The sequence below is a fragment of the Anaerotruncus sp. DFI.9.16 genome (assembly GCF_024461615.1).
In the GTDB taxonomy this organism is placed as follows: Bacteria; Bacillota; Clostridia; order Oscillospirales; family Ruminococcaceae; genus Anaerotruncus; species Anaerotruncus massiliensis.
In genome coordinates this window covers 1-12,647 of record NZ_JANFZX010000068.1, presented here as the reverse complement: position 1 = coordinate 12,647, position 12,647 = coordinate 1, and the positions used below count along the sequence as shown (strand labels likewise).

Here is a 12,647-nt window from a genome sequence, read left to right as displayed (position 1 = left end):
TCCGCACAAGAAATGGGGCCGCCCGCCGGGGCGGGACCCGGCAACTCCGCCGCTCGATGAGCGGTATGCCTAAGAACCGCTGTCGGTCGTCGGTCGACTACCGACAAACTCCGCCGCTCACTGAGCGGCATACCCAAGGGAGGCCCGCCAATGGAACGGCTGAAAAAGATCATGGTGCAAGCGGGCGTCGACCAGTGGGGCGTCTGCCGGTTTGCGGATGTGCTGCCGCTGTTGGAGGTGCGCGCCAAACGCCGCCTGCCCGAGAGGGCAAAAAGCATTATAGTTATACTATTTGGATATTATGTTGGAGAATATCCAAATAGAAATATATCGCGCTACGCGCTTATGGATGATTACCATACGATTATCCGGGCAACGCTGGAAGAGCTGGCAAAGGAACTGCAAAGTATGTATAATAGAGATATATTTATACCATTTGTAGACAGTTCGCCGGTGGCGGAAGTGCGCGCCGCCAGCCTCGCGGGGCTGGGGGATATCGGCATGAACGGCCAACTGTTGAATGAAACCTACGGAAGCTATTGCTTTATCGGCGAAATCGTCACGACGGCGGATTTTCCGGCCGCGGGACGTAAAGCAAAAACCCTTTGCACCCACTGCGGCCGGTGCGCCGCGGCCTGCCCGACGGGCGCGCTGTCCCATGAGGGCTTCGAGCGGGAAAAATGCCGCTCCCATATCACCCAGAAAAAGGGGGAGCTGACCGAATGGGAGCGGGAACAGATCCGGGCGGGCGGCTTCGTGTGGGGGTGCGACCTGTGCACCGACGCCTGCCCGGTCAACCGGAACGCGCGGAGAAGCCCTGTCGCGGCGTTTCAACGGGATATCGCGCCGGTCGTCGGGGAAGATAATCTTGGAAAACTCTGCGAGAGCAAGGCTTACGGCTGGCGCGGGGAAGCGGTGCTGCGGCGCAACCTGCGGATTCTGCGCGGGGAGGAATGACGGCGCCGGGAAAATATGCTATAATAAGCGCGGATCATTGGCGCCGGCGTCCGGCCTGAGCGGACGCCAACAAGACAGAGGCCCGTGGGGGCCGTGGAAGGGACCGATGGAAGTGGAGATTTTAACGCCTGAACAGTATGGGGAGATGGAGGAATTCGTCTCGCGCCATCCGCAGGGGGGCTTTACCCAGAGCGTCAACTGGCAGAAGGTCAAGAACAACTGGGGGTATGAGGCGGTCGTCTCGCGCGGGGAGGACGGAGAGATCAAGGGCGCCGTATCGGTGCTCATCCAGAAGATCCCGCTTGTTGGGACCGCGTTTTTATATGCGCCGCGCGGGCCGGTCTGCGACCTGCACGACAAGGAGGTGCTCGCCGATTTGAAGGCGGGCGTCGACGTGCTGGCGAAGAAATATAACGCCCACACCTTTAAGATGGACCCCGACGTGCTGATGAGCGACACCGATTTCTTGGCGATCGCGAAGAGCATGGGCTTTACGCAGCAGTACGGCCCCGACGGGTTTGAGGGCATCCAGGCCCGGTTCAACTACCGGCTCTATCTCATGGGGCGCACCGAGGAGGAGCTGCTCGCGAACCTGACGCAGGGCACCCGCCGCAAGGTGCGCATCGCCATGCGCAACGGGGTGGAGGTGCGTCCGGTGGGGCCGGAATACCTCGACGAGTTTGTGCGCATCATGCGGGTGACGGGGGAGCGGGACGGCTTCAACGTGCGCCCGAAGGCGTATTTCGAGCGGATGCTCGAGGCGCTGGGGGAGCACGTGCGCCTCTACATGGGATTCTACGAAAACGCGCCCGTCTGCGGCGCCATCACCACCAATTACGCGGGCAAATGCTGCTATGTCTACGGCGCGTCCGACAACGTCCACCGCGACGTGATGCCCAACTACCTCATGCAGTGGGAAATGATCAAATGGGCGGTGGAAACGGGCTGCGAGGTCTACGACTTCCAGGGGGTCTCGGGGAATCTGGAGGAGGGAAGCCACATGTACGGGCTCTACCAGTTCAAGCGCGGCTTCAACGGCCGGCTTGACGAGCTGGCCGGGGAGTTCGACTACGTGTACCGTCCGGTCAAGGCGCGGATGGTCGACCAGGCGATCGCGCTGAACGGCGCGCTCGGACACCTCAAGAGGAAACTGAAGCACGAATGAAAACGCCGCTGCACGACGCCGTAAGGGATTACATCGAAAAGGACATGTCCCGTTTCCACATGCCCGGGCACAAGGGTGCGGGGACGGACGAATTTGCCGCGCTGCTGCCCTGGGACATCACCGAGGTGGAGGGCGCGGACAGCCTCTACCACGCGGAGGGGCCGCTTTTGGCGCTCGAGGAGCAGTTCGCGCGCCTCTACGGGACCCGGAGGACGCTGCTCTGCGCGGGCGGCGCGACGCTGTGCATCCAGACGATGCTCGCGCTCGCCTGCGGGACGGGCGCCGCCGTGGTCATGGGCCGCAACCTCCACCGCGCCGCGATCAACGCGGCGGCTCTGCTCGATCTCACCCCCGTGTGGGTCTATCCCGAGCGGGACGCGGGGGAGTGGTTCACCGGACGGTATTCCCCGGCCGCGGTCGCCGCCGCGCTCGACGAAGCCCCGGCGGCGAAGGCGGTCTATCTCACCTCGCCCGACTATTTCGGCGTACTCAGCGATCTTTCGGGGATCGCGGAGGTCTGCCGCGCCCACGGGGTGCCGCTGCTCGTCGACAACGCGCACGGCGCGCACCTCAAGTTCCTGCCGGAACGGTACGGGAAGCCCCATCCCGCCGACTGCGGAGCGGCGCTCTGCTGTGACAGTCTGCACAAGACGATGCCCGCCATGACGGGCGGCGCGCTGCTGCACATCTGCGACGAGCGGTACGCCCCGGACGCCAAGCGCCTGATGTCGATGTTCGGCTCGACCAGCCCGAGCTACCCGATCCTGCTCTCCTGCGAGCGGGCCGCCGCCTACGCCGGGGAGGGCGCGGCCGAAGGCTTTGAGCGCGTCTCGCGCGCCTTCGACCGCGCGCGGCTGCTCGCGCTCCAAAAGGGGTTCGCGCCCCCGCAGGGGGCGGCCGACCCCGCCAAGCTCTCGCTCGGCTTTGCCGCGCGCGGCATGAACGCGGCGGGATTCGGCGCGTGGCTGCGCGGGTTCTCCATCGAGCCGGAATATATCGGCGGCGCGGCGGGCGTTTTGATGGCGACGGGCTTCAACCGCGCCGAGGATTTCACGCGGCTGGAAACCGCCCTGGGGGCGCTCCCGCCCTCCGGCGCGTCCGCCCCCGCCCCGCCGCCCCCGCTCCCCCGGCTGGAGCAGGCGCTGTCGGTGCGCGAGGCGGCCTTTTCCACGCAGGAGCGCGTTTCGGTGGAAAACGCCGCAGGCCGCGTCGCCGCCGGAGAGGTTTCCCCCTGCCCGCCCGGCATCCCCATCGTCATGCCCGGCGAGCGCATCGACGGCGCCGCCGTGGAGACGCTGAGGGGCTACGGGGTGACGGAGGTTTCAGTGGTGTCCCGGGGAAACTTTTGAAAAAGTTTCCCCGGACCCCTTCAAAACTTTTGGTTCAGGCGCGGCGCTTTCCTCCGCCGTCCGCTCGCGCCGTGTTGTAAATCCAAACGTTTTTGCCGGCTTTTTTCAAAAAGCCGCGGGTGAGCCGCCGGACGCTGTCCGGTGGCGAGGGCGGAGCCCTTTGCCCGGGCCCGCGGGCCCTGCTTCAGGCGTATTTTCTTTGCTTCTTTCTTTTACAAGAGAAAAGAAAGAAGGAAACCGGGCGGAAAGCCCCGGATTTAACAGGTTCTTTTTGCCGCCGCGCAAAAAAAGATGGAATTTTGACAGCCGCTATGGTAAAATAAAATTGCACAAAGGCGTGCGCTGGTCCAAAATGTGAAGGGAATCAGGAGGGTGACTTATGAAGCTGATATTTGCGATCGTATCGAACGACGACAGCTCCAAGGTATCCAAGGAACTGACCAAGAACAGATTTTCCGTGACCAAGCTGGCTACCACGGGCGGATTCCTGATGGCGGGCAACACCACCTTTATCATCGGCACCGAGGATGAACGGGTGGACGAGGCGATCGAGATCATCGGGAAGCACTCGAAAAAGCGGACCCAGATGGTGCCCTCCTCCGCCTCCTACGGGGTGGGGATGTACACCTCCTTCCCGGTGGAGGTCCAGGTGGGCGGCGCGACGATCTTTGTAATGAACGTGGAAAGATTCGAGAAGCTGTAAATGCCCGAACTGCTCTACAACCGAAAAGCAAACGCCACGCTCGCCAACCTTGCCGCTGGCGGGCGTTTTCCCCATACCCTGCTCATCGAGGGCCCGGAGGGCAGCGGAAAAAAGACCGCCGCCTGGCAGATTGCGAAGACGCTGCTTTGCGAGGGGGAGCCGAAGCCCTGCGGGAGCTGCTCCCACTGCGTCAAGGCGGACAAGCGCGTCCACCCCGACGTGCGGTATTACACCGTGCCGGAGGGGAAGAAGGAATTCCCCGTCGAGACGGTGCGGGAGATCCGGCAGGACGCGTACATCGCGCCCAACGAGGGCGCGCGCAAAATTTACCTGATCGACCGGGCGCACGCGATGAACGCCGCGGCGCAGAACGCGCTGCTGAAGATCATCGAGGAGCCGCCCGACTTTGTGAATTTCCTGCTGCTCTGTGAAAACCGTTCGCGGATGCTGCCGACCATCCTCTCCCGCGCGATCAGCGTGGAATTGGAGGTGCCGTCGGTGGAGGAATGCGCGGCCGCGCTGGAAGCCCTCGCCCCCGGCCGGTCCGCGCAGGAGCGGCAGGCCGCGGCGGCGGGCGCGGGCGGCAACATCGGCAGGGCGCTCGGGCTGCTCGGCTCGGCCAAGCCCTCCAAATCGGCGGCCGACGCCAAAAAGCTCCGCGAGGAGCTGATCTACGGCGAACGCTATGCCTGCCTGCGGGTGCTCGCCGGGTACGACAAGGACCGCGACGGCCTCGGGCAGACCCTCTCGCTGCTGCGGGAGGGGTTCGCGCAGGCGGCCGTCGGCCGGGAGGCGGACGAGAGGCTTTGCAACCGGGTGACGGTCATGCAGCTGGTCGGTGCGGCGGACGCCGTTGAACGCGCGCTGCTGCGCGCGGGACGCAACGTGAGCATCCCGCTGCTGTCGGCCTGCATGGTCGAGGAGGTCAAGGCCGCGCTCGCCGGATAGCGGGCGCGCGGGAGGCGTTCATATGACCGACAACAGGGGCCCGGAGCTTCCGGGCGGCTGGGAGAGATTCCGCGAAACGCTCCGCGGGCTTTTGGCCCTGCCGGGCGCGATGCTGCGGGACGTCCTGCTGGCCGACAGACTGATGGAACGAAAATACGGGGTGAGCTTTTTATGGGGGAACCCGTCACTGCGGGACTACCGGCGCCGCCGGTACGGGCCGCCGCCGGGAGAGCCGCTCAAACCCCATAAGCGGAAACGTTAAAACCAATTGGAGGAACACAATGGCTGAAATCATAGGCGTGAGATTCAAAAGCGTGGGCAAGGTATACTATTTCGACCCGGGCGAGCTTCGGGTGGAAAAGGGCGCGCGGGTGATCGTCGAGACGGCGCGCGGGGTGGAGTGCGGCGAGGTCGCGATGGGCAACCGCCAGATCGAGGACCAGAAGCTCTCCAAGCCCCTCAAGAAGGTGATGCGCCTCGCCTCGCCCGAGGACCTCAAAAAGGTGCACGACAACGCCGCGAAGGAGAAGCAGGCCTTCAAGGTGTGCGAGGAGAAGATCGCCAAGCACAAGCTCAGTATGAAGCTGGTCGACGTGGAATTCACCTTCGACAACAATAAGATCCTCTTCTATTTCACGGCTGACGGCCGGGTGGATTTCCGCGAGCTGGTCAAGGACCTCGCGTCGGTCTTCCGCACCCGCATCGAGCTGCGGCAGATCGGCGTGCGCGACGAGGCCAAGATGCTCGGAGGGCTGGGCATCTGCGGGCGGCCCTTCTGCTGCTCGACCTTTTTGGGCGAGTTCCAGCCGGTTTCCATCAAGATGGCGAAGGAGCAGGGCCTCTCCCTCAACCCGACAAAGATCTCCGGCACCTGCGGAAGGCTGATGTGCTGCCTCAAATATGAGCAGGCCGCCTACGACGACCTGCTGCGCACCACCCCCAAGGCGGGCACGCCGGTGCGCACCAAGGACGGCCGCGGCACGGTGGTGGAGGTGAACCTGCTGACCGGCATGCTGAAGGTCGCTCCGGAAAAGGATTCCGCCGCCGCGAAGTTCTATCCCAAGAGCGAGGTGCGCCCCATCCGCGAGGGCCGCGGAGAGGGCCGGCAGGAGAGCCGCGCCGAGGGCAGGGGAGCCGGACGCGGAGAGGCCGCGCCGGAGGAGCCGCAGGAGGAAAAATAGGGGAATTTTGACGATTCTCCCAAAAACTTTACTTGCTTTTTTGCGCGTCTGTGGTAGAATAAGTCTATGATATCGCATAGCGGTATCGGGAGAAAAGTATTTCAATTTGGAGGTGTTCCCCATGGCATATGTGATCAGCGGCGACTGCATTTCGTGCGGCAACTGCAAGGAGACCTGCCCCGTCGGCGCGATTTCCGAAGGCGACGGCAAGTATGAGATCGACCCCGCGTCCTGCATCGAGTGCGGCGCCTGTGCGGCCGACTGCCCTGTCGAGGCCATCAAGCCCGAATAAGAGACGGTATCGTACATAAGGAAAAGCCTTCGCCGCAAAGCGAAGGCTTTTCTTTTCGGGGAAAGGAGGAACGGACACATTGAGGAGCTATTACCTGATGTCGGCGAAAGAATCGTATCTCATACAGCCCGTAATCGGAGTCGTGCTGGTCGTGATTGCGGCCGCCTTGCTTTTGCGGGAGGGGAACTGGCTGGAGGGGCGGCTTGTTGTGAAAGCGCGTCCCTGGCAGAACTGGTATCTCGTCGCCATGGCGGGGGCGGACGCCTTCCTTTGCCTGCTGCTTGTCATAGCGATCTGTGCCGGGGGCGCGTTTTATGCCGTGTTTGGAGGCGCTTTCTCCGGACTGGGAGCTGTGCTGGGGGTTGCCCTTATGGAGCTGGCGTTCAAGGCGTGCCAGTTTTTTTGTCTGCTGCGTACGCGGCGCGCAGGGTTTATCTTTGCGCTTCTCGGCGGCCCCCTGCTTTTGACGACGCTGCTAAGTGCCGCATGTCCCGCCGTGCTGGTCTTTCCGGCGACGATTGCGGTTCTGATTTTTCACTACTATTGTGTCCTCTGCGGCGCCAATCGTTTCTATTGCCTGCCGCCGAAGCTTCCGCCGGCTCCGGACGACGCGCAGACGGGGGAACACGATGCGGCGTGGGAATTCACCGCCCTTTCCGAGCGGCTCAACCGTTACAGCGGTCTGCGTGCGAGCATCGCTCCCCTAGTGATCGGGGGCCCGGAGCCGGCGGCGATCATCCCGCCGCCCGCCGTGGAAGAACTGACGGAGGAGGAAGCGGCCCGGCTGGCAGCGGAAGCATCGCCGGAGGAGGAATCCGATGAGGCCTGCGGCCCTGCGGACGACGCGGAGCCGGTTTTGGTGACGGGCCCCCTGGATGACGCGGAAATGCCGATCCTGCCGGAGGAACACGCGCTCTGGGCGCGCTACCGCGCGCATGAGACGCTCGAGCCATGCGCGGTCACCGTCCGGCTGGAGCCGGACGCCCTGCCGGAGACGGTCCCGGACGATCTGCTCGCGGGCAGCGGTCTGCCCCGCTTCCTCCAAAACGATGCGCGTATGCAAAAGCTCGCCCGCCGCTGCTGGAAGAAGGCGCTCGCGGACCTGCGAGGCTACGCGGCCCCGCCCCGCGGGGGGGCCGCGTCAGGGGAGGCTCGCCTGAGGGGGAGGAACCAGGTCTGGATGGTCCTGCGTCTTCAGGAGAACCCGGATCCGCCCCACCGGGCGGAGGCGGAACTCCATCTCAACGAATAGGGGGAAGGCGCTTGGAGGGCCATTATGAGGAGCTGGGCGGCGGAATCCGCCTGTGGGTGACGCCCGCGCACAAGTTCGGCGCCGACGCCTTCCTGCTCGCCGACTTCGCCTCCCCGCGCGCGGGGGACCGCGCGGCCGACCTGGGGAGCGGGTGCGGCATCGTGCCCGCGCTCTGGTTCCGCGGCCCGGAGCCCGCCCCGCGCGAGGCCGTCGCGGTGGAAATCCAGGAGGCGGCCTGCGCGCAGATGGCGCGCTCCCTCGCGGAGGGGAACCTGCCCGCCGGGCGGTTCGTTCCGCTCTGCGCCGACCTGCGGGAGCTGCACGGGCGGCTCCCCGCGGGGGGATTCGACCTCGTGACCTGCAACCCGCCCTACACCGGGCCGGGAGGCGGGCTGCTGAGCGCCGACCCGGCCGGGCGGATCGCCCGGCACGAGACGGCCTGCACCCTCGCGGACGTGTCCGCCGCCGCGCGGTACCTGCTGCGGTACGGCGGGCGGTTCTGCCTCTGCCACCGCCCCGAGCGGCTGGCCGACGTGATCTGCGCCCTGCGGGAGGCGGGGCTCGAGCCCAAGCGGCTGCGGCTGGTGCAGCAGCGGCCGGCCGGCGCGCCCTGGCTTTTGCTGGCGGAGGGGCGGCGGGGCGGAAAGCCGGGGCTGCGGGTGGAGCCGCCCCTCATCGTCGAGGGGGAGGGGGGCTTTTCCCCCGAGATGCTGCGCGTCTACCGGAAGAAAGAGAACAAAAAGGAGGGCGGAAGATGAGCGGGAAGCTCTATGTCGTGGGCACGCCGATCGGCAATCTGGGGGACTTTTCCCCGCGCGCGCTCGAGACGCTCCAAAACTGCTCGTTTATCGCGGCGGAGGACACGCGGGTGACGCTGAAGCTGCTCAACCGCTTTGAGATCAAAAAGCCGCTGGTCAGCTACTATGAGCACAACATCCGCGAGCGGGGGCAGGAGATCCTCGCGCGGATTTTAGCGGGGGAGGACTGCGCGGTCGTGACCGACGCGGGCATGCCCTGCATCTCCGACCCGGGCGAGGACCTTGTGCGGCTGTGCGCGGAAAACGGCGTCGAGACGGTCGTGGTGCCGGGGCCGAGCGCGGCGGTGTCCGCGCTGGCGGTGTCGGGGCTTCCGACGGCGCGGTTCTCCTTTGAGGGCTTTCTCAGCGTCAAGCGCACCAGCCGGATGGAGCATCTGGAGGCGGTGCGGGGGGACCCGCGCACCCTCATCTTCTACGAGGCGCCCCACAAGCTCGTTTCGACGCTCACCGACATGCTCGAGGCGTTCGGCGACCGGCGGATCGCGCTGGCGCGGGAACTGACGAAGGTGCACGAGGAGGTGCGGCGCACCACCCTGGCCGGCGCGGCGGCCCACTACGCCGAGAATCCGCCGCGCGGGGAGTTCGTCCTCATCGTCGAGGGCGCGCCGCCCAAAAAAACAGAGCCTCCCGATTTCCGGGAGGCTGTGGAGCTGACGCTCGAGCTGGCCGCGCAGGGGGCCTCCCTGTCGGAGGCCGCGAAGGAGGCCGCCCGGCGCACGGGCTATAAGAAAGGAGAGCTCTATAAGGCCGCGCTGAAGGAATGACGCGGCTATGTAGGGGCTTTTTGGAGCGCTGCAAAGAACAGGAAGCCTAGAGGAGCAGGTAGGCGAGCGCCATGAGCAGGGCGTTATCCGCCTTTTCGTTGTAGAGCAGGAAGAGCAGCCCGAGGATGAGCAGCGTCTCGGTGTCGATGCCGAGCTTGTCGATCAGCCCGCTGATCGGGTCGGTCGGCTGCTGCGCCTGCTGGGCGGGCTGCTGGGGGACCACATGCGATTCCGCCTCGATGACCCCGTCCTCCGTGACCTGCGCGGGCCCGCCCATCGCCTGCCCCTGCGAGAAGGAGATTTCGGGCGTCGGGTCGAACAGAATCGGCTCCGGCTCCTCGGTTACCGGCTGCATGGCCGATGGAGGCACGTCGATGAACTGCTGCGTGGCGGCCTGGCTGCGCGCCTGAAATTCATGGACGCGGTTGATCGCCTCCTGCTGCATGCGGATCATGTCCTCTTCGGTATAGGTTTTGGTGCTGTTCCATCGCATCATCGTTTACCACCGCCTGAAAAGAGATTTCCGAGGCTGCCGAGCAGCCCGCTGTCGCGCACGGCCGGCCAGGCGTGCATCAGCCGCATCAGCCGGACCGCCCCGTCGATTTTGCCCGCCCGTTCGGGCGAAAAATGTGGTTTGAGCGCCTGCAGAAGGTCGATGTTTTTATCCGGCTGGTTCATGGTGCCGAGCACGCCCGCGAGCTTGCCGATCGAGCCGAGGTCGGGCATCCCGCCTCCCGTAGCGCCGCCCGCGTTCTGGCCGCCGCCCCCCAGCATACCCAGGATGGAGGAGAGCGCCGCGGGGTCGAAGCCGCCGGCGGCGCCGCCTCCCGTAGAGGGCGCGGCGCCCGCGTTTCCGCCCCCCTGAAGGTTTTGCAGGAGGGAGGCGAACGCGGACGGGTCGAAGCCGCCGCCCGCGTTTCCGCCGGCGGGCGGGGCGCCGCCTCCGGCATTGCCGCCCCCCTGGAGTCCCTGGAGCAGGGAGGCGATCGCGGCGGGGCTGGGGCCGTTCCCGGCTCCGTTCGCGCCTCCGCCGGCGGGCGGGGCGCTCCCCGCGTTCCCGGACCCCTGGAGGTTTTGCAGGAGGGAAGCGATCGCGGAGGGGTCGAAGCCGCCCGGCGCGGCGTTTCCGCCGTCCGGCTGCCCGGAGGGCGCCGCGGCGCCGCCGGGGGAGAGCCCGATCGACTGGGCGACCTGCCGGAGCTGTTCCATTTTGCCCGGGTCGCCCAATATCGAAGTGAGCATCGAATTCAGGTCATCCATGCAATCCCCCTCTTCGCGTGTGGCGTTCACAGGCCCGCGCGGCGCGCGGGCCTGTGAACGACGGAATGCCTTTTACTGCCTGCCCATCAGGCCGCGCAGCAGCTGTTGGACCTTGGGGTTTCCCAGGAACTGCTGGACCGCCGCCGGATTATTCATAAATCCCTGGATCTGGGCCCTCTGCGCGGGGCTGAGCCCGCCGAGGATGCCGTCCATCTGACCGCTCTGCATCTGCTCGCGGAGCTTTTCCGGGTCCTTGCCCATCTTTTTGCCCGCCAGGGCAAGCAGGGAATCCATCTGGTCGGGAGAAATGTTGAAATTGTTTGCCAATCGGTTCACCGCCTGTTTTCTTTCGTTCATTTATATGTTATATTAATAGCAGATATTCAAAAAAGTGTGACACCCGGCCCGCGGCAAAGCGCATGCAACCACCGAAATTTTTCGTTTGCGCGCGTTTTTCCGAAGGCCGGTTTTTCTCCGGAAAAGGCCGGTATTCCGGCGCGTACGCGCCGTCTTGGAAAGGATGGGCCGGTTCCCATGCGATTGATCGTAACGTCCGACACCCATCGCGATTTTCATTCCCTGCGCAGGCTGGTCGAAATGCACCGCGCTTCCGCCGATATCTTCATCCACCTCGGCGACGGCGCGCAGGAGCTGGAACAGGCGATCGCGCTCTATCCCGATTGCAAATGGCTCAGCGTGCGGGGCAACTGCGATTTTGGGACAAGCGCCACGCTGGCGGGCTGCTTTTCCTGCGGACCCGCGAAAATCTTTTATACCCACGGCCATATGTACAGCGTCAAATACGGCCTCGACGATCTGGTCGCCGCCGCCGCGGATATCGAGGCGAACGTTGTGCTCTTCGGGCACACCCACGTGCCCTTTGTGGGCTACCAGAGGGGGATGCACCTGCTCAATCCCGGCAGCCTCGGCCTGCCGCGCGCCGGCAAAAGCACCTATGGGGTGGTCGACGTCACGGAAACCGACATCGTGTGCTTCATCAACGAGCTGGACAACCGGCGCAAATAAAATCAGGAGCCCCCGGCCGCTGCCGGGGGCTCCTGTTCCATTTTATGACGCCGTTCAGCGGGCCGAACAGCTATTTTTTGTCCTCCGTCTCGATGCCCATCTTGCGGGAAAGCTCCCGCACCGCGGAATTGGCGCAGACCACCAGGATTTTGTCCCCGGAAAAGATCTGCGTGTTGCCGCGCGGGATGATGAGCCGCCCATCGCGGGAGACGGACACGATGACCGATTCCTCCGGGAGCCGCAGCTCGGACAGCGTGATGCCGTTGAGGCGGTACTTGGGCGGGATCTGCAATTCCGAGAGGGACGCTTCGCCGCGCGCGAGCGGCATGAGCTGCTTGATGGCGGCGGTATCCACCTCCCGCTCGAGCAGGCGGGCGATGTTGTCGGTCGAGGAGATGGGGATGTCCACGCCGAGCTGCTTCATGACCGCCGCGTTTTTGGGATTGTTGATGCGCGCCACGGTGCGTTCCACCTGGAACACCTTTTTGGCCAGCTGGCAGGAGACCAGATTGTCCTGGTCCCGCCCGGTCACGGCGATCAGCGCGTCCGCGCCCTTGGCGCCCGCGCTTTCCAGCACGTCGATCATGCTCCCGTCCCCGCAGATGACCGGCACGTCCAGTTCGTCCGCAATGCGGGTGCACGCCTCCCGGTCCGTTTCAACCAGATGGGGCTCGTGCCCATGCTCCAGCAGCGTCTTGGTCAGATAGTAGCCGACCTTGCCGCCGCCCACAACAACGATTCGCATCTTCCATGCACCTTTCCTAGATGATTTTCCGCCCGGCGGGCGGTTTTGGATTTGCCGCGCTGCGCCCGGCGAGGCTATCACGGGAATTGCCGCCCGTGGGCGGCAAGAAATACGAGCGCGTTCCGCCGCGCATCACGGGTTCCTTTTCGGACGGACGAAAAGGAACCAAAAGTCCGCCTAAGAACCC

16 protein-coding genes are annotated in these 12,647 nt (G+C 65.0%); 12 read left to right on the top strand and 4 right to left on the bottom strand.

What is annotated here, in order from left to right:
• The first annotated feature begins 150 nt into the window (after window positions 1-150).
• From NE609_RS15425 to rsmI, 11 genes are all read left to right on the top strand, one after another.
• On the top strand, window positions 151-957 hold the full coding sequence (locus NE609_RS15425; RefSeq protein WP_256153019.1) for an epoxyqueuosine reductase: 807 nt from the start codon (window positions 151-153) through the stop codon (window positions 955-957).
• 106 nt (window positions 958-1,063) lie between these two features.
• A complete protein-coding gene (locus NE609_RS15420) occupies window positions 1,064-2,122 on the top strand; it encodes a peptidoglycan bridge formation glycyltransferase FemA/FemB family protein (RefSeq protein ID WP_207726240.1) in 1,059 nt (352 codons plus the stop codon).
• Window positions 2,119-3,471, top strand: a complete 1,353-nt coding sequence (locus tag NE609_RS15415) for an aminotransferase class I/II-fold pyridoxal phosphate-dependent enzyme (protein WP_256153018.1) — start codon at window positions 2,119-2,121, stop codon at window positions 3,469-3,471. Before NE609_RS15420 ends, NE609_RS15415 begins: the two co-directional genes overlap by 4 nt.
• Window positions 3,472-3,850: 379 nt before the next feature.
• Window positions 3,851-4,174, top strand: a complete 324-nt coding sequence (locus NE609_RS15410; protein ID WP_101547913.1) for a cyclic-di-AMP receptor — start codon at window positions 3,851-3,853, stop codon at window positions 4,172-4,174.
• Complete coding sequence (locus tag NE609_RS15405; RefSeq protein WP_256153017.1) at window positions 4,175-5,122, top strand: hypothetical protein; 948 nt, start codon at window positions 4,175-4,177, stop codon at window positions 5,120-5,122.
• A 22-nt stretch (window positions 5,123-5,144) separates the two neighbouring features.
• A complete protein-coding gene (locus NE609_RS15400) occupies window positions 5,145-5,384 on the top strand; it encodes a hypothetical protein (protein WP_121587130.1) in 240 nt (79 codons plus the stop codon).
• A gap of 19 nt (window positions 5,385-5,403) precedes the next feature.
• Entirely contained in the window at window positions 5,404-6,303 is a 900-nt protein-coding gene (locus NE609_RS15395) for a stage 0 sporulation family protein (protein ID WP_101547917.1), read from the top strand.
• Window positions 6,304-6,424: 121 nt separating this feature from the next.
• Window positions 6,425-6,595 (top strand): DUF362 domain-containing protein, encoded by a 171-nt coding sequence (locus NE609_RS15390; RefSeq protein WP_101547919.1) that lies wholly within the window; start codon window positions 6,425-6,427, stop codon window positions 6,593-6,595.
• A gap of 79 nt (window positions 6,596-6,674) precedes the next feature.
• Window positions 6,675-7,847: a hypothetical protein gene (locus tag NE609_RS15385; RefSeq protein ID WP_256153016.1), complete on the top strand. Its 1,173-nt coding sequence runs from the start codon at window positions 6,675-6,677 to the stop codon at window positions 7,845-7,847.
• An 11-nt stretch (window positions 7,848-7,858) separates the two neighbouring features.
• Entirely contained in the window at window positions 7,859-8,605 is a 747-nt protein-coding gene (locus NE609_RS15380) for a tRNA1(Val) (adenine(37)-N6)-methyltransferase (protein ID WP_256153015.1), read from the top strand.
• Window positions 8,602-9,429: a 16S rRNA (cytidine(1402)-2'-O)-methyltransferase gene (gene rsmI, locus NE609_RS15375; protein ID WP_256153014.1), complete on the top strand. Its 828-nt coding sequence runs from the start codon at window positions 8,602-8,604 to the stop codon at window positions 9,427-9,429. The genes NE609_RS15380 and rsmI overlap by 4 nt, the downstream gene beginning before the upstream one ends.
• Window positions 9,430-9,475: 46 nt before the next feature.
• Here rsmI and NE609_RS15370 read toward each other — a convergent pair whose 3' ends face one another.
• The 3 genes from NE609_RS15370 to NE609_RS15360 all read right to left on the bottom strand — a co-directional run bounded on the left by NE609_RS15370 (window position 9,476) and on the right by NE609_RS15360 (window position 11,016).
• Window positions 9,476-9,925, bottom strand: coding sequence for a hypothetical protein (locus NE609_RS15370; RefSeq protein WP_256153013.1), 450 nt, complete (start codon window positions 9,923-9,925; stop codon window positions 9,476-9,478).
• Window positions 9,922-10,689, bottom strand: a complete 768-nt coding sequence (locus NE609_RS15365) for a hypothetical protein (RefSeq protein WP_256153012.1) — start codon at window positions 10,687-10,689, stop codon at window positions 9,922-9,924. Before NE609_RS15365 ends, NE609_RS15370 begins: the two co-directional genes overlap by 4 nt.
• Before the next feature lie 72 nt (window positions 10,690-10,761).
• Window positions 10,762-11,016: a hypothetical protein gene (locus NE609_RS15360; protein WP_101548116.1), complete on the bottom strand. Its 255-nt coding sequence runs from the start codon at window positions 11,014-11,016 to the stop codon at window positions 10,762-10,764.
• A gap of 207 nt (window positions 11,017-11,223) precedes the next feature.
• Here NE609_RS15360 and NE609_RS15355 point away from each other — a divergent pair, with 207 nt between their 5' ends.
• Window positions 11,224-11,715 (top strand): metallophosphoesterase, encoded by a 492-nt coding sequence (locus tag NE609_RS15355; protein WP_256153011.1) that lies wholly within the window; start codon window positions 11,224-11,226, stop codon window positions 11,713-11,715.
• A gap of 70 nt (window positions 11,716-11,785) precedes the next feature.
• Here the strand turns inward: NE609_RS15355 and NE609_RS15350 are convergent, their stop codons facing one another.
• Entirely contained in the window at window positions 11,786-12,460 is a 675-nt protein-coding gene (locus tag NE609_RS15350; RefSeq protein WP_121587124.1) for a TrkA family potassium uptake protein, read from the bottom strand.
• Window positions 12,461-12,647: the final 187 nt, after the last annotated feature.

Excerpts from the sequence above, each read along its gene's own strand:
- rsmI (WP_256153014.1), top strand. The coding sequence starts at position 8,602 with ATGAGCGGGAAGCTCTATGTCGTGGGCACGCCGATCGGCAATCTGGGG.
- NE609_RS15390 (WP_101547919.1), top strand. The coding sequence starts at position 6,425 with ATGGCATATGTGATCAGCGGCGACTGCATTTCGTGCGGCAACTGCAAG.
- NE609_RS15415 (WP_256153018.1), top strand. The coding sequence starts at position 2,119 with ATGAAAACGCCGCTGCACGACGCCGTAAGGGATTACATCGAAAAGGAC.
- NE609_RS15355 (WP_256153011.1), top strand. The coding sequence starts at position 11,224 with ATGCGATTGATCGTAACGTCCGACACCCATCGCGATTTTCATTCCCTG.
- NE609_RS15350 (WP_121587124.1), bottom strand. The coding sequence starts at position 12,460 with ATGCGAATCGTTGTTGTGGGCGGCGGCAAGGTCGGCTACTATCTGACC.
- NE609_RS15365 (WP_256153012.1), bottom strand. The coding sequence starts at position 10,689 with ATGGATGACCTGAATTCGATGCTCACTTCGATATTGGGCGACCCGGGC.
- NE609_RS15400 (WP_121587130.1), top strand. The coding sequence starts at position 5,145 with ATGACCGACAACAGGGGCCCGGAGCTTCCGGGCGGCTGGGAGAGATTC.
- NE609_RS15425 (WP_256153019.1), top strand. The coding sequence starts at position 151 with ATGGAACGGCTGAAAAAGATCATGGTGCAAGCGGGCGTCGACCAGTGG.
- NE609_RS15410 (WP_101547913.1), top strand. The coding sequence starts at position 3,851 with ATGAAGCTGATATTTGCGATCGTATCGAACGACGACAGCTCCAAGGTA.
- NE609_RS15370 (WP_256153013.1), bottom strand. The coding sequence starts at position 9,925 with ATGATGCGATGGAACAGCACCAAAACCTATACCGAAGAGGACATGATC.
- NE609_RS15405 (WP_256153017.1), top strand. The coding sequence starts at position 4,175 with ATGCCCGAACTGCTCTACAACCGAAAAGCAAACGCCACGCTCGCCAAC.
- NE609_RS15420 (WP_207726240.1), top strand. The coding sequence starts at position 1,064 with ATGGAAGTGGAGATTTTAACGCCTGAACAGTATGGGGAGATGGAGGAA.
- NE609_RS15395 (WP_101547917.1), top strand. The coding sequence starts at position 5,404 with ATGGCTGAAATCATAGGCGTGAGATTCAAAAGCGTGGGCAAGGTATAC.